A 20344-nucleotide genomic window follows, 5' to 3' on the forward strand; every position below is an offset into this window, starting at 1 on the left:
ACGGGGAGACGGACACACCCCGAGATCAGAAAGCACAATGGTTGCCATGGACAGGCCTGCCGATCGTTCCTCCTGGACCTTCCTCACCCACCACGCACGCGTGCTGCTGGAGATCGCACGCCACCCGGAAAGCCGGCTGCGTGACATCGCCCAGAGCATCGGGATCACCGAGCGCGCGGTCCAGGGAATCGTGGCCGACCTGCACCAGGCCGGATATCTCACCATCGAGCGCGTCGGCCGGCGCAACCGCTACCACCTCAACCTCGAACGCGGCTTCCGTCACCCCACCGAGGCCCACGCCCCGGTCCGCGCCCTGGTCGAGCTGTTCGCCGCCTTCGACGCCCCGAATCTGCCGAAGCAGGCCGACTCCCACAGGGCCCCCGCGCCGATCTCCTCATGAGACCGGCGCACGTCGGCCGTCGTCCTCGACCTCAACTCCGCGACCCCGCAGCGCCGATCTCTTGTGAGACCGGCGCACGCCCGGCGCCGAGCACCCGGAGTCGTCTCTCACTCCGAGACTCTCACTCCGAGACGAGCAACTCGGCGACGGCCTGACCGACGCTGTCGCGCAGCTCGAAGCGCGGCAGCAGGCCGGTCTGGTCCAGCAGGTGCCGCAGGCCGTGGGGAATGCCCACCAGCAGCAACCGGCCGGTGGCGGTGTCCTCGACACGCTGACGCGTCCAGGCCAGAAGACCTACCGCGGTGGAGTCGTAGAAGGTCAGCCGGGACAGCTCCAGCACCAGGCGTGGTCCCGAGCTCTGCTCCCAGGCCGCCTTGACGTGGCCGGCGAGCGTGGGGGCGGTGATGAAGTCCAGGTGGCCGCCGACCCGCAGCACGCTGCAGTGCCCGTGATGGACCACCTGAACCCGCAGGTCCTGCCTGGAGGAGCTCACCTCGTTCTTTCCTCTCGTCGCCCTGGCCGGTGAGCCGTGTGCGATACCCCGTCCTCGGGCGACAATGCCTGCTGTCCGCCTCAGAGCGTCGTCAAAAGTCGTGTCGTCGCCCCTGATCGCGGTCCCTGCAACGTGACCGGGCTCATCGGACAGAACCTGCTCGGCCCCTGACCGTGGCTACGGGAGTCCTGGGCTTGTGGCGACCGACCTCGCGGGTGACGTGCCGAAATGCCGGTGGGGGTGCCTGAGCGTCAGCCGGTCCGGTCACCGGGTCGGACCGATCCACGTTCCCAGGCCAGGGCCGCGACCACACCGATGGCATAGGCGACCAGGTCCCATGGGTCGGGGAACGCGCCGACCAGGACACCGCCGACACCCGGCGGGGTCATGCCGACTACCTGGTAGAACTCGACGACGGCGGCGATCGCGGCCGTGGCCAGGGCGCGGCGTGCGGCGGTGGTGCGCCACAGCAGCCCCAGGAACGCGTAGACCAGCATGGTGGCGCTGACGTCGCTCACGTAGCCGCGGACGAACGGCTGCCCCGGGCCCCGGTAGAGAAGGACGAACGCGCCGACGGCGAGAGCGACGCCGCCCAGCAGGACCATGGCGCGGCGCATGAGGCTGACATCTTCTCCGAATCTCAACGATCAGGACGAACCTGATCATAGAGTTCGTCCCCTATGGCGGCACGCCGATCGCGTCAGGTCGGCGACCGCGCGGTGGGAGGTGGACAGGGCCTCTGGTACCGCTGATCCCAAGGGACGGCCACGCCCGGATCCATGAATGGGACACGGCGCTCAGATCTCGGCCCTGAGCGACAGTGCCCGGCACAGAACCACGACCTCCTCCACCCAGGCTTCCGGCCGTGCCTGGTCGAAGCTCGCCATGGTCTCCAGCGCCCGGTACCGCTCGAACGGCAGGTCCGGCAGGCGGGCCTCGGCCAGCCGCCGGGCCCGCCACTTCGGCAGCTGGGAACCGTAGACACCACGGCTCTCCAGGAGCGCGTCGACGGCATGGCCGAGTGCCTGGCGTGCCGACAGCACGGCGCCGGTGACATCGCCGGTGGCGAGCTGGCCCAAGGCGTCGTCGAGGCAACCGTCCGCTGCGGCCAGCGAGCGGGTGACCAGGAACGCCTGGAAGGCGGTGTCGGCAAGGGCCTCCCGGCGTCGGCGGACCCACTGCTCGCCCTCCAGCGGAACGCAGCTGATGAGCCGTTCCAGGAAGGACTCCTCGGCCGGTGCCAGCGGATCGGCCACGGCGGCACCGCTCTCGAACTGCTCCCAGCTGACCTTGTCCAGCATCTGGTTGACCTGGCTGTCCAGCCAGTACTTCGGTTCCCAGCGGCGGCCGTCGAGCACGATGCTGTCCGTCGGCACATACGACGGCTGCAACGGCATGGTACGGCGCGCCGCGTTGGGCCGGCGCCACGGTGTTTCGGTGACCACGTAGAAGTCGTAGTCGCTTTTCTCGTTCGCCCAGCCGAGCGCCACCGACCCGACGAGGAGGACCGCCAGTCGCCGTCCGGGCAGCAACTGCCTCTCGTGTAACGCGTGCAGGCACCGCACCGGATCCGGATTCATGTCCCCCCCGTCGCCGCTGGTCGGACCCCCGGGTGGTGGACGGACTGCACGGCCGTCCACCACCCGGACAGGTCAGGAGCGAATGCGGAGCGAGCCGCGACCGGCGTAGATCGCCCTGTCGCCGAGCTCCTCCTCGATACGGATGAGCTGGTTGTACTTGGAGGTCCGGTCGGAGCGGGACAACGAGCCGGTCTTGATCTGCCCGCATCCGGTGGCCACCGCCAGGTCGGCGATGGTGGTGTCCTCGGTCTCACCGGAGCGGTGCGACATGACGGCGGTGTAACCGGCCTTGTGCGCGGTGTCCACGGTGGTGAGCGTCTCGGTCAGCGTGCCGATCTGGTTCACCTTGATCAGGATCGAGTTCGCGTAGCCGCCCTGGATCCCGTCGCGCAACCGGTTGACGTCGGTGCAGAACACGTCGTCGCCGACCAGCTGCGCCCGCGAGCCGACGGCGGCGGTCAGCCGCTTCCAGCCCTCGATGTCGTCCTCGCCCATCGGGTCTTCGATGGAGGCGATCGGGTACCGCTCGATCAGCCCGGCGACGTACTCCAGGTGCTCGTCGATCGAGCGCTTGCGACCTTCGCCGGCGTAGTCGTAGACACCGTCGCGGAAGAACTCCGACGCGGCGGGGTCGAGGGTGATGACGATGTCGTTGCCCGGCTCGTAGCCGGTCTCCTCGATGGCGCGGACGACGAACTGCAGCGCTTCGTCCGCGGTACCGAGGTTGGGCGCGAAGCCTCCCTCGTCGCCGACGTTGGTGTTGTGACCCGCGGCGGCCAGCGACTTCTTGAGCGTGTGAAAGACCTCAGAGCCCATGCGGACCGCCTCGGCGAAGGACGGGGCGCCGATCGGAGCGATCATGAACTCCTGGTAGTCCAGCAGGTTGTCGGCGTGCACGCCACCGTTGACGATGTTCATCATCGGCACCGGCAGAATGCGGGCGGAAACGCCGCCCACGTACCGGTAGAGCGGAAGGCGGTGGGCCGCGGCCGCCGCCTTCACCGTGGCCAGCGAGGCGCCCAGGATCGCGTTGGCGCCGAGCCTGCCCTTGTTCGGCGTGCCGTCGAGCTCGATCAACGTCTCGTCGACCCGGGCCTGGTCTTCCGCCTCCAGCCCGATCAGTGCCTCGGCGATGGGGCCGTTGACCGCCTCGACGGCCTTGCGGACGCCCTTACCGTGGAACCGGCTCTTGTCGCCGTCACGCAGTTCCACCGCCTCGTTGGAACCGGTGGAGGCGCCGGACGGGACGGCGGCCCGGCCGAGGGAGCCGTCGGACAGCACTACGTCGACCTCAACCGTCGGGTTGCCTCGGCTGTCCAGGATCTGCCGGCCCGTGACACGGCTGATTGCTGTCATTCTCTTCCTTCGTTAGCAGGGACTCCGGATCGCGGGAGATCGCGTACCCGGACTTTGTCGTACAGGTCAGGCCAAAACCGTGCCCCAGCCGGATGCCGTGGTGGCCGGTAACAGGTCGCCGCCTCACCGCCCATGACCTGTTCCACGTCGGCCCAGCCCTCACGAAAGTACAGATCCTCCTCGAAAAGCTGCCGCCTCTGCGCGGAGACGGTGAGGCCGGCCCATGTGCCGGGCGTGGACATCCCGTGATGGGCAGGCACTCGATGCATGGCAGGCGTTCTCCTTCGAGCGGCTCGTTCGGCGCGTCAGTGCGAATCCCAGGCCCCGGGCGGCGGATTGGTGATGCGCTTGCCGGCGTCCGGATCGTCGTACCGGATGTAGGTGGTGCCGACCAGGGCGAGGTCCCACGGGTCCACCTTGACGCCGAGGCGGTTCGGACGCCGCCGCAGCGCCCGCCATGCCAGCCACTCGCCGGCGTCGAGGGACGCCAGCTGCCGCAGCACGGCCTCGGCCGTTTCCCGGTCCTCGTCGGCGCTGTCGCGCACCGCCGCCCGCAGCCGTTCCAGGGCCTCGGGGGCGTTCAGCGACCGGGCAGGCCGTGCGTCGCTCCACACCGCCTCGTCCAGCACGGTGCGGTCCGCCTCCGACGGTTCGGTGTAGGTCATGGCCGTGATGACCTCGACGCGTGCCGGATGTTCGAAGAACAACCCCAGCTCGCGCACGAGGTCGGCCGGTTCGTCCGCGACGTGCAGGAAGCTGAGCACCCGGTTCGGTTGGCCGAGCCGGTGCCGCAGTGTGCCCGGTCGCTGGTCACTGAGGGTCGCCGACCCTTTCAGGCCGCTGAGCCGGACGGTGGCCGGCACCGGATGGTCGCCGTCGCTGCGCAGCAGCATGAACGATGTCGGGGTCATCGGTCAATGTCTCCAGCCGCTCGTACGAGTCAATGGCAAGCGACATTGTTCCCTCCGCATCTCCGCAGCCTCGCCGAATGGTGGGTTCGCCTGGTGTGCCGGGATCGATGCTCACGAGCGGTGACGATTACGAATATGACGGCCGGTGACAGGGGAGCCGCCGTCACGGTAATGCTGGTCATAACCCGGTAATGCCGGTAAGCGCCTTGTTCGCCGGACAGGCCCGGAGATCACGGTCACTATACCGTACCGCACCGCCGTCATTCGTGGAGGAACGCCTTCACCAATGGTCTTCACCGCCGGGGGCCACACGGTGAACTCCGGCCGGAGTGGATTACCACGCGGTTAGGTTTGTCAGCCTACCTCTTGCTGAGAATCTGTGTAAAACTGACGCTGAGACATCCGGCGACTTTGCGGCAAGCGTTTCTCGGGGGGTGCGTTGAGTGGTTGACGACACCGCGGAGTCTTCTTCCCGAAGATGCTCGTTCTGTGGCAGGAGCGCCCGTGAAGTGGGCGGAATGATTGACTCGTCGACGGCGACGATCTGCCACGGGTGTGCCGAGCTGTGTCACGAGGTGGTCGTCGAGCGGCGCGGTGAGACCTCCGCGCAACCCTTGGGCGAGCCGCCGAGGCCACACGACATCAAGGCGTTTCTTGACACCTACGTGGTGGGCCGGGAGCGGGCGAAACGAGCACTCTCCGTCGCCGTCTTCAGCCATTAAAAGCGGGTCCGGGTGAATGCCTCATCACGGCGTCCCAGCGATGCCGAGCCGACGAAGTCAAATATTCTTCCACTGGGCCCGACCGGCTCCGGCAAGACGCTTCTGGTGCAGAGCCCGGCGCGTACGCTCAATGTTCCGAACCGGCCAATGGGGCGGTGCACCTGCAGGGCAGGACGGGAACCGAATCCGCAATTCGCTGTCAACAAGGCGGCACATTGACATCGGCCAATGATTGACAACAGAAGCATCATGTTGTCAAATTTTGCGGTGTAGCGGGGCGGGCACGGGGAAGGAGCATGTTTGGCATGCGTATACGCAAAGGTCAGACCTCACGAGGAAACCTTGCGCATCTCAGATCCCGGCCCCTGATCCTGCTTTCAACCGCCACCTTCATAAATACGGTCGGCAACGGCCTTTTTGTCACGACCAGCGTCCTCTTTTTCACCCGTGTCCAGGGAATCTCTCCGCAGCAGCTCGGTATCGGGCTCACCCTCGGCGGCCTCTGCGGCATCGCCGTCGGCTACCCCATGGGAGTCTTCGCCGATCGATTCGGCCTGGTCAGGGTCCTCACCGCCCTGCTCGTGCTGGAGAGCGTCGGTGTGCTCGCCTACCTGCTCGCGGACACCTTTCCCGCATTCCTCGTGGCCGTCGCCGTCGTGACCTTCCTGGACCGAGGCGCGATCTCGGTGCGCAACGCTCTCGTCTTCGAGGCCTTTCCGCCGGAGGAACGCCTGCGTGGCCGTGCCTACGTGCGCGCCGTCGGCAATGCCGGGACGGGTTTGGGAGCCGCGCTGGCGGCCATCGCGCTGGTGGCCGACACCCCGACGGCCTACCGCCTCATCGTGATCGTCAACGCGGTGACCTTCCTCGTCACCGCCGTGCTGATCCGTAGGATCGGGCACCGCCGGATCACCGGCCACCGCGAGCCGGCGTCGACGGGTGTCCGGCGCACCGGCGCCAACCCGTTCAGAAACACGCCGTTCCTCGGGATGACGTTACTCAGCGCGATACTCGCGCTGCACATAGCCATCCTGGAAGTCGGTCTGCCCCTGTGGGTGACGACGAACACGAGCGCGCCTGCCGTCATCATTTCGGGTTGTCTGATTCTCAACACCGTTATGGTCATTCTTCTCCAGGTACGCCTCAGTCGAGGTTTGGACGATCCGCGCCGGGCCGCCACCGCCTGTTTTCGTTCCGCGGTGGCCTTCGCCGTCTCCTGCGCCGCGCTCGGTTCCGCGGCGTTCTTCGGCCCGCTGATGGCCACCGCGCTGGTGCTGGTCGGCACGGCGACACTGACGCTGGGCGAAATCCTGTCCTCCGCGGGCGGCTGGAGTCTGAGTTATGACCTCGCGGACCCTTCGACCCCGGGTTCTTACCAGGGCGTCTTCAACAGCGGAATCGCGGCGGGCGGGCTGCTCGGCCCCCTCGCGGTGACCTCTGTCATTCTGCCCTTCCACCTGGGCGGATGGCTGGTCTTCGCCCTTGTCTTCTTCCTGGCCGGCAGCGGCTTCTACCCCTTCGCCCGCAGGGCGTCCACAAAAAGCAGTTCACCGGACACGGACCTCGACGAACTCCACGAAGGGAAGCCGGCCTCTCCGAACTGACTCCGACGCGTCGCCGCGGAAGGAGCGTCATTCTTCACCTCGCCTCACTCACCCGGCCGGGGAACCAATTGGCCCGCCGGTGCGGAATTCACAGGCCCCCCGGGCGCAACCGTTCGGGGTCACCCTTTCCAGGACCATGCGACGACCACGAAGGTCGAGCGCTGCGCCGTTCTCGGCATGACCCACGCCGTCGGTCATCGGGGACCCGACGGTGAGAAGACCATGGTGGACGGGCCGGTCGGTCCGGCCTTCCGCCGCCTGGCGCTGGTGGGTCCGGACAACGGAACGCAACCGCTCCTCAGCGACGACGGTTCCGTCGCCCTGATCGCGAACGGCGAGGTGTGCAACCATCGCGACCTGGAGAAATCCCGGATCCCCGACGTGGCGCTGCGGACCAGATCCGACTGCGGGGTCCTGGCCCACCTTTACGCCCGGGAGGGACGCCACTTTCTGGATCACGTCGCGGGTGTGTTCGCCATCGCGCTGTGGGACCGCAAGCGCCGGACTCTCGTGCTGGCGCGAGACAGATTCGGCATCAAACCCCTCTACTACGCGCGAGTGGGCGACCAGGTGGTCTTCGGCTCCGAGATCAAGGCGCTCTTCCAACACCCCGAGTGCCCGAGAGCCGTCGACTGGGACGTCACGCTCGGCGAACAGACGCTGACCGTCGCGCCGTACCTGTCCCAGGAGCCTGTGACGTCCTGGTTCAGAGGTGTCGAGATGGTGCCCGCGGGGGCGATCGTCACCATTGACCTGACGTCGGGATCCACCACGCGGCACGACTACTGGAAGCTGCCCGACTTCGACGGGCAGGCGTCGCTCTCCGACGAGGAGTTCGTCACCGCCTACCGCGACCTGCTCGCGGAGTCCGTGCGCGACTGCGCCAACATCGAAGGGTCGAGCCGGATCATCACGCAGACCGTCGTCGCGAAGTGCGTCAGCGGGAGGGTCATGAGTCTGGGACCGGTCTCGGGGAGCGGCAACAGCGGCTACAACGTGGCGGTCTCCGATCCGGTGACCATCTCCTGCTGACCGCGCCATCTTGGCCTCAATCGATCAGCAGACCTACGAGGGAACCGGCCGAGCGCGCCTTCCGGTTCCGTTGCGGGTCCCCCACCGACGCCCGAGCAGCCGAGACCGCGCCCGTCGCCGCCGGAGAACCGGTCGCGACGACGGTCCGTCCGCCGGCGCCGCCCACCGACGCGCCGGGCCTGCCGTCGTCTCCGTCGCGTGCGCGGCGCCGACCGCACCGTCACGCCGGCAGCGAGCGAAACGCTCACCGAGAGCGCGGACCCCCGCGGCGAGCTTCGAGCGCGTCCAGGATCAGGTCCAGGCCGTAGCCGAACTCACTGGTGTAGTCGTAGCCCGGCTGCAGGGCGTGGTCACGGATCATCTCGGTGAGATACGGCAACTCCTCCGCAGGCAGATGCCGGAGGATGCCGCCCGCCACCTCCTCGACGTCGTCCGGCGTCCTCACCGGCAGGTTCGCCTCCTGCAGGACGAATCCGGAGACGTAACTGTCGATGAGCGAGACGGCGTGCGCGGCCATCGGCAACGTGAACCCCGCCTCCCGCAGGACGCCCAGGACGGCGTCGTGGTGACGCAGCGTCGCCGGTCCCGGATCGCGCCGGGAGTCCATGAGGCCGAGAGCCCAGCTGTGCCGGGACAGGATCATCCGTGCGGAGAAGGAACGCGCACGGATCGCCTCACGCCAGTCGCCGCCTTCGGCGCCGGGTAGCTCGATCGCCGCGAACACCATGTCGACCACGCCGTCGAGGATCGCGTCTTTGTTCGGCACGTGGTGGTAGAGCGACATCGCCTCCACACCCAGCTCCTGCGCCACCCGGCGCATCGTGATCGCCTCCACGCCGCCGCGATCCGCGACCCGGATCGCGGCCTCCAGCACGAGGCCTCTGTTGAGCGGTTGCGACGGTGGCACGACGGCTCCGGAGTCCGGACGGGTTGACAGCCTTACGAGCGTAAGCCAACCTTACACCTGTAAGCAGCCTTACCACCGTAAGGCTCTTCGGGTTCGCGTCGGCCAGGGTTCGGACCTGTGACGCGCCCGCCGGGGCGAGAGAAGGAGATCTCCATGCCGATGCCGAGGTGGTGGGGACACGTGAACAAGAAGGTGTTCAACCCCCGCGCGATAGCCGGCGGTAGATGGCCGGTGCTGATCCACGTCGGCCGCGTTTCCGGTGCCACGTACCGCACGCCGATGGACGCGCATCCCGTCGACGGCGGTTATCTGTTCGTTCTGGTGTACGGATCGCGCTCCGACTGGGTGCGGAACGTCCTGGCCGCCGGAAACGCGCGGCTCCGGGTCGACGGGAGAGAGGTGGAACTCACCGCCCCACGCCTCGTCGGGAAGGACGAGGCGTTCCAGGCCCTCCCCGATGAGGTGGCACGCCCACCGAAGCCGCTCCGCATCACCGAGTTCCTCCGCATGGACCTGCTCACAGGCTGATCCCGGCGGTCCTCGACCTGCGCGTCAGTCTTGCGCCCTCAGAGAGCCCGAACCCCGCCGATCCGGCGCCGACCACTCCGCCACCATCGGGATCACAGGACGACCATCATGCATACGAACAGGCGGGCAGCCGCGATCGCGGGCACATTGGTCGTCGTCAGCATGATCGCCGGTGTGCTGAGCATCGTTCCCGCTCTTGATGAGCCACGCCGTCTCGCTCTCGTTTCCGCGCACGAGAGCCAGGTCATCGTTGGCGCGATCGCCCAGTCCATCATGATCCCCGCCTACGTCGGGTTCGCGTTGTGCGTCTATCCGGCGTTGCGGGCGGAGAACGAGGCGCTCAGCCTGGGTTTCCTCGGGTTCAGGCTGATCGCGGCGACATTCCACTTCATCGGCGTGATCACCCTGCCCCTGTTCCTCGTCCTGGGCCATGAGTTCGCCGAAGCCGGCGCTTCGGACGCGTCCCACCTTGAGGTCTTGGGCGAGTTGCTGCGGACGGCACGCGACCTGGTCAACCACGTCGCGTTGATCATCGCGTTGAGCCTCGGAGATCTCCTGCTGTTCCGCGTTCTGTGGCGGTCGAGATCCGTCCCCCGGTGGCTGTCCGGATGGGGATTCCTGGGAATCGGAGCGGCCATGTCGGCGAGCTTCCTGGTACTGCTTCGCCTGACCGACGTGGCCACGCCGCTCTACCTGACCATGAACGCGCCGCTGGGCCTGCAGAGCCTCGTCTTCGCCGTGTGGTTGATGACGAGGGGTTTCGCCACGAACGCACCGACCACGGTCCACCGGTACGGCTGACGCGCGGGCCGTCCCACCCTGTCGCGACGGACGTGGCGGGCCTGCGGCGGTCGTGACCGCAGGCGGGCCCGTCAGTGGTGGTAGGCGTGGACGACCGCGTGCCCCCGCCCCTTGCCGATGATCCACTTGTTGATCGGTGTGGTCACCAGGAACGCCACCAGCAGGGCGACCGCCAGCGCGCCCCAGAACAGCCCCGTGGTGAGCCCGGCGTCCATGGCACCGGGGATGACGAGCATCACGCCGTTGTCCACGATCTCCATCACGATGATCGACACCGTGTCGGCCGCCAGAGCCAGGGTGATCGCCTCCTTCCAACCCACCCCGGCCCGGCGAAGCGGGATGAGGGTGAGCAGGTAGCCGAAGAAGAAGGCCAGCACGACGGCCAGCACGATGGACGGGAGCGTGTGCCAGCCCAACGCGGTGGCGATCACCAGCCCGAGCACCTCACCGATGGCGCATCCGGTCAGGCAGTGCAGGGTCGCCGAGGCCGCCATCCGCCAGGTGACCTTGCCGTGGCCGGCGTGCGCGTGCTGGTCGTGGTCGTGGTGGCCCGCGTGCTCGTGCCCCGCCTGCCCGGACATGCCGTGCCGGCTGTGGTCGTGGTGCTGCTCGGCCATGGGAACTCCAGGTCTTTCGTACTTCCTTTGCCGTCACAGACGATATACCCCCTAGGGGTATATCGCAACGCTTCCACCACCGCCCAAGACGCCCCGGCCACACCTGAAAACCCGGGGACGGCCCGAAGGTCACAGACGAGGTGCGGGCCGCAGGCTCATGCCGGTCGGTGCGTGAGGATCCGGCGGGGCCAGGGGTCCGGTTCGTCGAGCGGCCGCGCCCACGACGGTGGACCTCCTGCCGCCCACCCGGCCGAGCACCCTCATGTGGTGGGTGCGGCGCCGTACTCCGCAGGCCGCGGAGCACGGCGCCCGAAGCCGCGTTTCAGGAGAAGACGACGGAGCGCACCAGCAGGCGTTCCGAAGCGCCCGCGCCGGGGCGCAGGCTGTAGAAGGCATCCCCCGTACAGCCGGCCTCAAGGAAGACCGTGGCCGTCGAGTCGGTCAGGTTCTTCGGCGCGTAGGAGGCCGACGTGCCGTCAGAGCCCGCCCCCCGGATGTCGATGCACTTCCCGCTCTCGGGGTTGTTGACGAAGCCGACGGCGTCGTACCCGTCGGCGGTCTTGTAGGAGTAACGGAACTGGCCCACGGCGGCCGACGCGGAGCCGGGAACCGCCAGAACCAGCATGAGGGCGCCGGCGGCGGCAGCCACGGCAGAGTGCAGACGCATGGATCTCCTCTTCACGGAACAGGGGAAACACTGAGCGCAATCATTAAGTCACGGTGAGTGTTCCATGTCGAACACGAGCCCGGCCGCATGGAGGGGCCCCGCCCCAGGACTCCGGCGACCTCGACGACGGCTTCGGCGCCGAGTTCGACGCGGCGCATGGCCGTACGGCGCTCCCGCGCGGGCCCCGCCGAGGTGGGCGGCGCGCCATGACGCGACCGGCACGGAGGCCGCCGGGGCCGGTCACGGAACCCTAACCCCCGTAGGCACCCAAAGTAATCGACCATATACCTGGAGTTACCATCGATCACTTCTCCGTGAGCGGCCATGAGACGTGTCGCCGCTCACCTCGGAAAGGAGAGCACCTCCGATGCCAGCCCCCACCTTTTCCGCCCGGCGACGGACAGCCGCCGTGACCGCGCTCGGCGGCCTGGCCGCCGCCCTGGCCCTGACGGTCACTCCCGCGGACGCCCGAGCCGTCGCGGTGTCCTGCGGTACCGCGGGAGCGACCACCTTCCAACCCGGCCTCCACCTCTTCCCCGAGCCTCACGACGTCTCTTTCAGTGGCACCCAGCGCCCCTGCGCCGACTACAGCGGTAGGGGAATCACCGCGGCCACCCTCGTGGCCGACTTCTCCCATGTGACGCTCAACTGCGTGATCAACCAGAAGATCAACGGTTCGGGCCCCGCCCGGATCACCTGGAGAACCAACGGCGGCACCTTCACGAGCACCGCCGTCATCACCATCGAGAACAGCGTGCTGAACAACGTGACGGTGTCCGGAACCGTCACCGACGGCGAGTTCGCCGGCCGGCACTTCAGCGGCAGGTTCGCCACCGACCTGTCCAGAGGCGTGGTCGGCTGCCCCACCCCCAACGGGCTGACCGAAGCCCCCTTCGCCGGTTACTTCACCATCAGCTGACCCCTGCCTCACCAGGCGGCTCGGCCACGCGGCCGGGCCGCGAGGAAGAACGCCCTCCGCTTCCGCGTGCCCTTGCGATGTGAGCGCGCCCAGCGAGCAGCCCACCAGGAACGTTCTTCGAACGGCATCGGAGAAGAGGTCTCTGGTCGGCGTCCTCCCGTCCATTGAGCCTGACCCGGACTCTCCCTTTTCCGGGGAGACGTCATGCGAAGGAGAGATCCCGTGCGTTTTGCCTTCCCGATACGCCTGGCCGCCGCCGCGGCCCTCGCCCTGGCCCTGAGCGCCCCCGCCCTGCCCGTCAACGCCTCCTCCACGACCTCATCCACACATGCCGACACCGAGTCGAAGACCGCCGGCAGGAAGCTCATCGGCTACTTCATCGAGTGGGGTGTCTACGCCCGCGACTACCACGCCAAGAACCTCGACACGAGTGGCACGGCGGCCAAGCTGACCCACATCAACTACGCCTTCGGCGAGGTGACCGGCGGCAAGTGCGCCGTCGGCGATGATTACGCCGCCTACCAGAAGCAGTACGACGCCGCGCACAGCGTCGACGGCGTGGCCGACACGGGGCCGCTGTACGGCAACTTCAACCAGCTGCGCAAGCTCAAGGCCAGGCATCCCGGCCTCAAGATCCTCTACTCCTTCGGCGGCTGGTCCGGCTCCGGCGGCTTCTCCGACGCCGCGAAGAACGCGCAGGCCTTCGCCGAATCCTGCTACGACCTCCTTCAGGACTCCCGCTGGGCCGGTCTCTTCGACGGCATCGACATCGACTGGGAGTACCCCGACAATCCCGCCGACTACAAGAAACTGATGTCGGCGCTACGCGCCAAATTCGGCCAGAGCCGTCTGGTCACCGCCGCCATCAGCGGCGACGGAACCTCCGGCGGAAAAATCGAGACCGCGGGCTACGCGGACTCCGCGCAGTACGTCGACTGGTACAACGTCATGACCTACGACTACTTCGGTCCCTTCGACAGCACGTCAGGCCGCGGCCCCACCGCTCCCCACGCCCCGCTGTTCAACTACCCCGGCATCCCCAGGAAGGACTTCAACGGCAGCGCGGCCATCGACAAACTGCTGTCCCTCCACGTCCCCGCGGAAAAACTCCTGCTGGGCATCCCCTTCTACGGCCGCGGCTGGACCGGCGTCACCCAGAAGGCCCCCGGCGGTACGGCCACCGGCCCGGCCAGGGGCACCTGGGACACGAACACCAACACGGGCGTCGAGGACTACAAGGTCCTCAAAACCACGTGCCCCTTCGTCAGCGGTAACCCGAACAGCGGCGGCGGCAGTATCGCGGGCACCATCTACGCCTACTGCAGCCCCAACTGGTGGAGCTACGACGCCCCCGAGAGCATCGACGGCAAAACCGTCTACATCAAGCAGAAGTCACTCGGTGGCGCCTTCTTCTGGGAGGCCAGCGGCGACACCTCCGACGGCGAACTGGTCACCGCCCTCCACACCGGCCTGCAGTGACCCGGAACCACGCACCACGGCCCTGACCACCGACGATCCTCACCGGGGCCGCCCCCGGCTTCAGGTCAGGCGGCGGTCCCGGGAGTCCGGCGTCGCCGACGGCGAGGGTTCCGAACTCCATGGATATAAATGACTACGTAACGTTAAGGTCCGGGAGGGTGACCCTCGTAGGGAGTCGCCCGCAAAACCCTCGACGTACGGCCGCGAAGGAGCTCAAGGTGCCTGCTCGACGACACATCGGCGCGATCGGCCTGCTGGCCGTGGGGCTGCTCACGGCGGTGCTCCCGGCCACTCCGTCCTCGGCCGCCGTCATCAAGGCGACGGCCTACGGGGTCTGGGCCCAGGGAGCGCTTTCCGCGGGCCCGCTGCCCCACGCCGACTCCGCCGCCGGGCCCACCTCCGCCAGGGGCGGGCCCTGGGTCCTCGGCAAGCCCTACATGCAGATCCTCAGCGCCCAGGAGTTCCACGTCGCCGCGCAGCGCCAGAGCACTTCCCTGTGGGCCGACGCCCAGGTCAAAGGCATCCTGGCGTTCGGCAGAACCATCGAGGTCGAGAACCTCAGCGCCTCCTGCGCCTCCACCGGAACCGGCATCAGGTCCGAGGTCCGCATGGGGAGAAACCATTTCGGGAACAGCGTGGCGGGCGAAGGCGTCATACCGGCGCCCGAACGCATAACCTTCGACGGGGGCTCCGCCGTCGTCAACGAACAGCAGGTCAGGGCCTCGGACGGCACCCTCACCGTCAACGCCCTGCACATCACCATGAACAGCGGCCCCAGCTTCATTCTCGGCTCGGTCACCTGCACCCGCCTGGCGTAGAACGGCCACGGCACTCCAGCGCCCCGCCCGGACGTGCGAACGCTCCGCGATCCGCGACCGGGCGATCCGCCCTCGACGCGACGACACGATTCAGGTCGGCGAGAGCGGGTGGCCGTCCGGCGCCGGCACTCCCGGTCACACCGCGTGGCGTGGAAGCGGACGTCGGCGAACAGGGCCCGGCCTGTCCGCGGGAGCGTCTCCCGGTCTCTCCATGGAAATCGGGAAATGGCCCGGCGCGTAATACGGGCGACATTAAGCATGAAATAGAGATATTGACAAACGGGTGGAACCTCCGGCCCTCCGTTCTTGACGTCCTCACTCATGTGGCGAAACGCGGGGGCGTGCGAACGTTCACGAGATTTCCGATCCCACCGCCCACGGCAAACGATTTCCACCTCCAAAATGGAGCCATGACGATTCAGCATGGTTCATGGCGCGAAGGGCCTTTGTCGGCGGCGGTGGCGTGGGCCACCCGTGACGTGACCGTCGAGTGGTTATGAACGGGGCACGGTCGTCCGTCGCACTGTGTCGGCGAGCGCTGGCCGACCTCGAACGCACCCTGGGCCCCGACCATCCGGACACCCTGACCTGCCGCCACGACCTCGCCGAGGCCCACCGGACGGCGGGGCAGGCGGACAAGGCCATCACCCTCTACGAACAGGTGGTGGCCGACCGGGAGCGGGTTCTCGGCGCCGATCACCCCGACACCCTGGACAGCCGCCACAACCTCGCGAGCGCCCACTGGGCGGCAGGCGAGGCGGTCAAGAGCATCGCTCTGTCCGAACAGCTGGTGGCCGACCGGAGGCGGGTCCTCGGCGCCGATCACCCCGACACCCTGGCCAGTCGGCACAACCTCGCCGAGTCGTACCGGACGGCGGGTGAGACGCACAAGGCCATCACCCTGCACGAACGACTGGTGGCCGACTGCGAACGGGCCCTCGGCACCGACCACTTCACCACCGTGACCAGCCTCAAGAACCTCGCCGAGGCGTACCAGGCGACAGGTGAGCCGGACAAGGCCCTTGCCACGAACGAAAAGGCGCTGGCCGGCTGTGAGCAGGCCTTCGGCAACGACCACCCCGCCACCCTGGCCATCCGTCGTGACCTCGTGGACGCCTACTGGGCGAAAGGCGAGGTGGACAAGACCGTCGCCCTGTGCGAACAGATGATGGCCGGCTGCGAGCGGGCCTTCGGCCCCGACCATCCCATCACCCTGGCCAGTCGCCACGGTCTCGCCCAGGCCTACCAGCTGACGGGGAGAATGAGAGAGGCCGTCGCCCTCTACAAGCGGACGCTGGCCCGGCGCAGGAAGACACTGGGCTTCGACCACCCCGACACCCTGGCCACCTGCCGCGGCCTCGCGAGCGCCTACGAAGCGTTGCGATGGATGAGACCGGCCCTGAGCCACTACGTACATGTGGAGCGTCGGCAGGCGGCGGCTCTGGGCTCCACCCATCCCGACACCCTGGCCGGCCGTGCGGACGTCATGCGGTCCTTCATCCTGATGAGGAAAGTGAAACCGGCCATGCGCGTGGGCGAGAACCTGCTGCCCGACTGTGAACGCGTGCTGGGTTCCGACCATCTCATCACCCTGACCGTGCGCAACAGCCTCATAAACGTCTACCGGGTGGCCGGAAAGATCGAAGGGGACGTCGGCCTGTGCGAACAGGCGTTGATCGCCTGCGAACGTGCCCTCGGCACCGACCATCTCGCCACCAACAACGCCCGCCAGAACCTCGCGCACGCCTACCAGGCGAACGAACGGCCGGAGGCCGTCGAACTGTACGAACGAGCGGTGACAGGCTGCGAACAGGGCTTCGGCCCCGACCACCTCGACACCCTGATCTCCCGGCTGAACCTCGCGAACTCCTACCAGACGACCGGGCGGACCAGGCAGGCCGTCGAGCTGTACGAACGGACCCTGGCGGACTGCGAGCGGGTTCTGGGGGCCAGGCATCGGATCACCCGGGTGGCACGGGCGAGCCTCGGGAAGATCCGTACCCCCTGAGTACGGCGGCGCGTCACCCGAGCGGTCTGTGCCGACGGTTCACGGCGTTCAGCCGTTCGCGTGCCGGGAGCGAACCGGCCACCACATCTTCGTGCGTTCCCACGGCTTCGAGGCGAAGAGCGGTACGGCGGATCGCCCCGGCACGCGTGTGGCGTGTTTCGGCCCCACAGCCTTTTCCCAGGGAACAAAACCTCCCGTTCCCGTGGGGCCGCCCGTTTCCGGTAAGCGGCGTAGAAGTCTCCGGTGAATTCCGGATAAATCAAAGGCGAACAGCAGCAAATACCTAACGGAAATCCCGCTGAATTTCTGCGTCCACCTGTTCCTGCGGCCCGCGGACGGGCGCCGGAGACGCGGCCGCCACAGGGCGCCGGCCCCATGCCGTGCCGAAAGGCCCGGCCGTACGTTCCGGGTCCACCGCGGATACGACCGATGACGGGTGACGCCGTGCCCCGCCTCTCCTCGAAGCGCCCTCCGGCCCTGCGCGATCAATCACGGAACAGGAGTCACCACAGGTCACGGCAGCCGACCACGTCTGACATCGGAAGGTAACGACTTGGGCACTTAAAGTGAATGCGGTTGCTCTGTGTAATCAGACAGCCGGTTCGACCAAAACCAAAGAACCAACGTCCGTCAGAAGAGTCCACCCACTCGACAGGAGAAGTCATGCGCGTCACCGCAGCGATCACCGGCGGCCTGCTGGCCGCCTCGGCCGCCCTCATCGCCATCGCCCCCGCATCATCCGCATCCACCTCCACCGCGGCGGCACCGGCAGCCGCCTCGACCTCGCTGACCGTCGGCTTCGAGCAGTGCAGGAGGGGTGGCGGGCACCCGGTTCGGAGGGACGGGTACTGGTGGTGCGAAGGCGGCAGGTACGACGGGCAGCGAATCCAGGGAGGATGAGCCCCTGACTCCCCGGATCCCACCCGGCTCCAGCGGCATCTCCCGAACGCCCGGAATCCTCCCACGGTCAGTTCGAGGCCGGAGAGAAGGGTGGAGACGCCGCTGGGGCCGGTCCTTCGACAAGCAGGAGGAGGCCGTCCCGCTCGGCGGCGGCTCTTTCGACCGAGCCGCCTCCTGTCGGGAACCGCCGCACCGCGCACCCGGACCCCTGGCAGCATCGGCGGACGACCCCGCCGGATCCGCCCACCACCGAAGACACACCTTCACTTTCGGTGGTCATTCGACTATCCAAAGTGGGTGATCGGGGTATCCCACCGGCGAAGAACGCCGTCTCGGTCCTAGGACCTGTTTTGTGGATCTTTCCGCCTACTGCGGTCGTCCAGGCGGCCCCCCGCCGCATTGTCGCCCCACCCCACGAAAACGCTCCGCAGGCTCCGCGTTTGCCGTGGGGGCCCGGGGAGAATCCGTCGCCCATAACTCCGTTATGAGCTCCTCCTCCGCCTTGCGGGGCATCCACCTGGACGATCCTCGCCACGGCGAAGATCCACAAAACAGGTCCTAGCAGAAGAGCCCGTCATGCGACGTAGCGCCCACCTGATCGCCGCCCTCGGCGCGGCGCCGACCCCGCCTCCCGCCACCACCGCCTTCGGCGGAGGCCAGGTGGTCGAGAATCCCTCCGGCTGCGCTGACGCATACCCGAGGCCGCTGGTCCCGCGCGACGAGACCAACGAGTACGCGCTCGTCCACGGCGGTCCCCACCGCACGGGCCAGGCCGTCGCCGTCGTCCAACCTGGCGGACGCGCCGCCCGGGAGTTCGGCACCGGCGTCCACGTCTCCTGACAGGCGGCAGGACAGGGCGCAAGCCCCATGTCCGCCGGGGAAGGTCTCGACGCCCCGCATCCGGTCCACCGTGATGGAGACGTACCGGCCCGTCGCGGCACCTCGGCCAGTGCTCCCAGGCCCGCGACGACGGCTCGGTACGGCACCCGCGAGAGGCCTTCACCGGTGGCCCGCGACCTTGTCGATCACGTAACGAAGGACATCTCATGACCGCGATCACGTTCGACCACACGAACACCTCCTACAACCTCGCGCACGCGCGATGTCTCGCACACGCCGCCGCCCTGGCCTACAAGGACGAGGCCGACGTCACGGCCACGGTGAACGGCCGGGTGGCCTGACCGACCGGCTCAGGGGGCGCACCGCCGACCTGCTCGCCCCCGCCGGCGACGGAATCCGTGACCGCTACATGACCGCCTACCTGGCTCTCTTCGACGCCGGCCGCCACTGAGCAGGGGCGCTCCCGTTCCATCGATCACCGTGTCCGTGAGTGTTCCGCCGAAGTCTCCGGCGGCACCGGCTGGATCGGCCGGACCCCGGAACGCCATGAGCGCACCGGGCCGCACGGTTCTCCCGGCGGCCCGGTCGTGGTGCCGTCGCACACCGAGGACCTGTCCCATGCCACCTGGGCCCGGCTCGCCGGTCACCTCGTTCCGCCACCCGCGGCGACACGACCACACGGATGGTGGTCGTACGATTACGCGAAGTGCATGATCGGAATGTCCTACGGCGGAAACACCGCCTCGGCCCGAACAGGGGAGCCCCATCATGCGACGTAGCGTCCACCTTCTCGCCGCCCTCGGTGCGGCGGCACTGACCCTGCTGCCCACCACCGCCATGGCCGCGCACGGGCGGCTCGTGTTCGGCGGAGGCCAGGTGGTCGAGAACCCGTCCGGCTGCGTCGACGCGCGCCTGAGGCCGCTGATCCTGCGCAACGAGACCAACGAGTACGCGCTCGTCTACAGCGGCCCCAACTGCACGGGCCAGATCGTCGCCGTCGTCCAGCCCGGCGGACGCACCACCCAGGAGTTCGGCAGCAGCGTCTTCGTCGCCTGACAACCGACCGGGCAGGGGCGCGGCCGGACAGGCCGGGCCCCTGCCTCAACCACTCTCCGGCGGCGACGTCGCCCTCCCCGGGCACGGAGAGAACCCGGCGTAGCACCGTCCACGGCCGCCGCCGGAACCGTGATCCACGGCTCGCCCGCCTGCGGCGTGACGACACCCGGGCCCCAGGGGCGAGCCGCGCGAGGTCCGCCTGGAAGGGCTCGGCCCCACCTCACCCGGCGCCGTAGAGCCTCGGCCGACGTCGGCAGGCCCGCGCCGCACCCACAGGACGACCGCCCGGACCGTCCGCACAGCGGACCGGCGCCGGGATCCACACCTCCGGACGGCGTCGCGGCGGCCCATGGCTCCCCGCCTACAGGAATCAGGCCAACTTGGCCGATAACGCAGTGTGACATGCGGAACCGGTGACGCTCAGCTGGTGGCCGCGTGATGCGAAGCTCTCCGTCCCAGGTAGTAACAGATAGTCATCAGGCACTTACTTTTAGCTGTAATGGCGTCATCGACTGCTCAGGAAAGGAGGTGGATCAGATGAAGCAGGACATGCCGGAGCCGGTGAAGGTGTACGAGCCGCCACTGGTGGCGGAGGTCGGCGCGTTCGCCGCCACGACCCTCGGCAACCTCGACCCGGAGCGCCCGGAAGGCACCTTCTTCTTCCGTCCGTACGGCGAAGACTGACACTGACCGACTGTTCGTAGCA

The 20344-nt window shown here is 68.0% G+C and carries 22 protein-coding genes and 1 pseudogene; 15 read left to right on the forward strand and 8 right to left on the reverse strand.

What is annotated here, in order from left to right; all coding sequences use genetic code 11:
* The first annotated feature begins 46 nt into the window (after positions 1 to 46).
* Positions 47 to 400, forward strand: coding sequence for a helix-turn-helix transcriptional regulator (locus tag ABT340_RS33730; RefSeq protein ID WP_352014938.1), 354 nt, complete (start codon positions 47 to 49; stop codon positions 398 to 400).
* Positions 401 to 521: 121 nt separating this feature from the next.
* Here the strand turns inward: ABT340_RS33730 and ABT340_RS33735 are convergent, their stop codons facing one another.
* From ABT340_RS33735 to ABT340_RS33755, 5 genes are all read right to left on the reverse strand, one after another.
* Positions 522 to 893 (reverse strand): STAS domain-containing protein, encoded by a 372-nt coding sequence (locus ABT340_RS33735; protein WP_352014939.1) that lies wholly within the window; start codon positions 891 to 893, stop codon positions 522 to 524.
* A 251-nt stretch (positions 894 to 1144) separates the two neighbouring features.
* On the reverse strand, positions 1145 to 1510 hold the full coding sequence (locus ABT340_RS33740) for a DUF2809 domain-containing protein (RefSeq protein ID WP_352014940.1): 366 nt from the start codon (positions 1508 to 1510) through the stop codon (positions 1145 to 1147).
* Between the two features lie 180 nt (positions 1511 to 1690).
* Positions 1691 to 2473, reverse strand: a complete 783-nt coding sequence (locus ABT340_RS33745; RefSeq protein WP_352014941.1) for a nucleotidyltransferase domain-containing protein — start codon at positions 2471 to 2473, stop codon at positions 1691 to 1693.
* A 72-nt stretch (positions 2474 to 2545) separates the two neighbouring features.
* Entirely contained in the window at positions 2546 to 3829 is a 1284-nt protein-coding gene (gene eno / locus ABT340_RS33750; RefSeq protein WP_352014942.1) for a phosphopyruvate hydratase, read from the reverse strand.
* A gap of 305 nt (positions 3830 to 4134) precedes the next feature.
* Positions 4135 to 4740 carry a hypothetical protein gene (locus tag ABT340_RS33755; protein ID WP_352014943.1) on the reverse strand — a complete coding sequence of 202 codons (606 nt, stop codon included), beginning with the start codon at positions 4738 to 4740 and terminating at the stop codon, positions 4135 to 4137.
* A gap of 443 nt (positions 4741 to 5183) precedes the next feature.
* Between ABT340_RS33755 and ABT340_RS33760 the strand changes: the two genes are divergently transcribed.
* The 3 genes and pseudogenes from ABT340_RS33760 to ABT340_RS33770 form a co-directional block, all read left to right on the forward strand.
* The gene (locus ABT340_RS33760; protein WP_352014944.1) at positions 5184 to 5462 is read left to right on the forward strand and encodes a ClpX C4-type zinc finger protein; all 279 of its coding nucleotides are present in this window, start codon (positions 5184 to 5186) and stop codon (positions 5460 to 5462) included.
* 305 nt (positions 5463 to 5767) lie between these two features.
* Positions 5768 to 7066 (forward strand): MFS transporter, encoded by a 1299-nt coding sequence (locus tag ABT340_RS33765; protein WP_352014945.1) that lies wholly within the window; start codon positions 5768 to 5770, stop codon positions 7064 to 7066.
* 174 nt (positions 7067 to 7240) lie between these two features.
* Positions 7241 to 8098, forward strand: a pseudogene (locus ABT340_RS33770) (asparagine synthetase B family protein); the annotation flags it as partial.
* A 244-nt stretch (positions 8099 to 8342) separates the two neighbouring features.
* Here ABT340_RS33770 and ABT340_RS33775 read toward each other — a convergent pair.
* Positions 8343 to 9005 carry a TetR/AcrR family transcriptional regulator gene (locus ABT340_RS33775; protein WP_352014947.1) on the reverse strand — a complete coding sequence of 221 codons (663 nt, stop codon included), beginning with the start codon at positions 9003 to 9005 and terminating at the stop codon, positions 8343 to 8345.
* A gap of 153 nt (positions 9006 to 9158) precedes the next feature.
* Between ABT340_RS33775 and ABT340_RS33780 the strand changes: the two genes are divergently transcribed.
* The gene (locus ABT340_RS33780) at positions 9159 to 9533 is read left to right on the forward strand and encodes a nitroreductase family deazaflavin-dependent oxidoreductase (RefSeq protein WP_352014948.1); all 375 of its coding nucleotides are present in this window, start codon (positions 9159 to 9161) and stop codon (positions 9531 to 9533) included.
* Positions 9534 to 9641: 108 nt separating this feature from the next.
* Positions 9642 to 10334 (forward strand): DUF4386 domain-containing protein, encoded by a 693-nt coding sequence (locus ABT340_RS33785; protein ID WP_352014949.1) that lies wholly within the window; start codon positions 9642 to 9644, stop codon positions 10332 to 10334.
* Between the two features lie 71 nt (positions 10335 to 10405).
* Here ABT340_RS33785 and ABT340_RS33790 read toward each other — a convergent pair whose 3' ends face one another.
* Positions 10406 to 10951 carry a DUF4396 domain-containing protein gene (locus tag ABT340_RS33790; protein ID WP_352014950.1) on the reverse strand — a complete coding sequence of 182 codons (546 nt, stop codon included), beginning with the start codon at positions 10949 to 10951 and terminating at the stop codon, positions 10406 to 10408.
* 322 nt (positions 10952 to 11273) lie between these two features.
* Positions 11274 to 11618 (reverse strand): hypothetical protein, encoded by a 345-nt coding sequence (locus ABT340_RS33795; RefSeq protein ID WP_352014951.1) that lies wholly within the window; start codon positions 11616 to 11618, stop codon positions 11274 to 11276.
* A 367-nt stretch (positions 11619 to 11985) separates the two neighbouring features.
* Here ABT340_RS33795 and ABT340_RS33800 point away from each other — a divergent pair, with 367 nt between their 5' ends.
* The 9 genes from ABT340_RS33800 (at position 11986) to ABT340_RS33840 (ending at position 20322) form a co-directional block, all read left to right on the forward strand.
* The gene (locus ABT340_RS33800) at positions 11986 to 12537 is read left to right on the forward strand and encodes a hypothetical protein (RefSeq protein WP_352014952.1); all 552 of its coding nucleotides are present in this window, start codon (positions 11986 to 11988) and stop codon (positions 12535 to 12537) included.
* A gap of 222 nt (positions 12538 to 12759) precedes the next feature.
* Positions 12760 to 14016 carry a glycoside hydrolase family 18 protein gene (locus tag ABT340_RS33805; protein WP_352014953.1) on the forward strand — a complete coding sequence of 419 codons (1257 nt, stop codon included), beginning with the start codon at positions 12760 to 12762 and terminating at the stop codon, positions 14014 to 14016.
* Between the two features lie 218 nt (positions 14017 to 14234).
* Positions 14235 to 14834 (forward strand): choice-of-anchor P family protein, encoded by a 600-nt coding sequence (locus ABT340_RS33810; RefSeq protein ID WP_352014954.1) that lies wholly within the window; start codon positions 14235 to 14237, stop codon positions 14832 to 14834.
* A 496-nt stretch (positions 14835 to 15330) separates the two neighbouring features.
* Positions 15331 to 16842 carry a tetratricopeptide repeat protein gene (locus ABT340_RS33815; protein WP_352014955.1) on the forward strand — a complete coding sequence of 504 codons (1512 nt, stop codon included), beginning with the start codon at positions 15331 to 15333 and terminating at the stop codon, positions 16840 to 16842.
* A 663-nt stretch (positions 16843 to 17505) separates the two neighbouring features.
* The gene (locus tag ABT340_RS33820; RefSeq protein WP_352014956.1) at positions 17506 to 17742 is read left to right on the forward strand and encodes a hypothetical protein; all 237 of its coding nucleotides are present in this window, start codon (positions 17506 to 17508) and stop codon (positions 17740 to 17742) included.
* 576 nt (positions 17743 to 18318) lie between these two features.
* The gene (locus tag ABT340_RS33825; protein WP_352014957.1) at positions 18319 to 18582 is read left to right on the forward strand and encodes a hypothetical protein; all 264 of its coding nucleotides are present in this window, start codon (positions 18319 to 18321) and stop codon (positions 18580 to 18582) included.
* Positions 18583 to 18788: 206 nt separating this feature from the next.
* Positions 18789 to 18923, forward strand: a complete 135-nt coding sequence (locus tag ABT340_RS33830; RefSeq protein WP_352014958.1) for a hypothetical protein — start codon at positions 18789 to 18791, stop codon at positions 18921 to 18923.
* Between the two features lie 427 nt (positions 18924 to 19350).
* On the forward strand, positions 19351 to 19638 hold the full coding sequence (locus ABT340_RS33835) for a hypothetical protein (protein WP_352014959.1): 288 nt from the start codon (positions 19351 to 19353) through the stop codon (positions 19636 to 19638).
* Positions 19639 to 20175: 537 nt separating this feature from the next.
* Positions 20176 to 20322, forward strand: a complete 147-nt coding sequence (locus ABT340_RS33840; protein WP_352015074.1) for a lasso RiPP family leader peptide-containing protein — start codon at positions 20176 to 20178, stop codon at positions 20320 to 20322.
* Positions 20323 to 20344: the final 22 nt, after the last annotated feature.

Origin of the sequence: Streptosporangium sp. NPDC000239 (assembly GCF_040300765.1) — a bacterium.
GTDB lineage: Bacteria > Actinomycetota > Actinomycetes > Streptosporangiales > Streptosporangiaceae > Streptosporangium.

Bases quoted from the DNA above. Each gene is read 5' to 3' on its own strand.
- ABT340_RS33740 (WP_352014940.1), bottom strand. From the start codon at position 1,510: ATGCGCCGCGCCATGGTCCTGCTGGGCGGCGTCGCTCTCGCCGTCGGC.
- ABT340_RS33730 (WP_352014938.1), top strand. From the start codon at position 47: ATGGACAGGCCTGCCGATCGTTCCTCCTGGACCTTCCTCACCCACCAC.
- ABT340_RS33815 (WP_352014955.1), top strand. From the start codon at position 15,331: ATGAACGGGGCACGGTCGTCCGTCGCACTGTGTCGGCGAGCGCTGGCC.
- eno (WP_352014942.1), bottom strand. From the start codon at position 3,829: ATGACAGCAATCAGCCGTGTCACGGGCCGGCAGATCCTGGACAGCCGA.
- ABT340_RS33745 (WP_352014941.1), bottom strand. From the start codon at position 2,473: ATGAATCCGGATCCGGTGCGGTGCCTGCACGCGTTACACGAGAGGCAG.
- ABT340_RS33820 (WP_352014956.1), top strand. From the start codon at position 17,506: ATGCGCGTCACCGCAGCGATCACCGGCGGCCTGCTGGCCGCCTCGGCC.
- ABT340_RS33780 (WP_352014948.1), top strand. From the start codon at position 9,159: ATGCCGATGCCGAGGTGGTGGGGACACGTGAACAAGAAGGTGTTCAAC.
- ABT340_RS33840 (WP_352015074.1), top strand. From the start codon at position 20,176: ATGAAGCAGGACATGCCGGAGCCGGTGAAGGTGTACGAGCCGCCACTG.
- ABT340_RS33830 (WP_352014958.1), top strand. From the start codon at position 18,789: ATGACCGCGATCACGTTCGACCACACGAACACCTCCTACAACCTCGCG.
- ABT340_RS33835 (WP_352014959.1), top strand. From the start codon at position 19,351: ATGCGACGTAGCGTCCACCTTCTCGCCGCCCTCGGTGCGGCGGCACTG.
- ABT340_RS33795 (WP_352014951.1), bottom strand. From the start codon at position 11,618: ATGCGTCTGCACTCTGCCGTGGCTGCCGCCGCCGGCGCCCTCATGCTG.
- ABT340_RS33755 (WP_352014943.1), bottom strand. From the start codon at position 4,740: ATGACCCCGACATCGTTCATGCTGCTGCGCAGCGACGGCGACCATCCG.
- ABT340_RS33785 (WP_352014949.1), top strand. From the start codon at position 9,642: ATGCATACGAACAGGCGGGCAGCCGCGATCGCGGGCACATTGGTCGTC.
- ABT340_RS33825 (WP_352014957.1), top strand. From the start codon at position 18,319: ATGCGACGTAGCGCCCACCTGATCGCCGCCCTCGGCGCGGCGCCGACC.
- ABT340_RS33790 (WP_352014950.1), bottom strand. From the start codon at position 10,951: ATGGCCGAGCAGCACCACGACCACAGCCGGCACGGCATGTCCGGGCAG.
- ABT340_RS33765 (WP_352014945.1), top strand. From the start codon at position 5,768: ATGCGTATACGCAAAGGTCAGACCTCACGAGGAAACCTTGCGCATCTC.
- ABT340_RS33800 (WP_352014952.1), top strand. From the start codon at position 11,986: ATGCCAGCCCCCACCTTTTCCGCCCGGCGACGGACAGCCGCCGTGACC.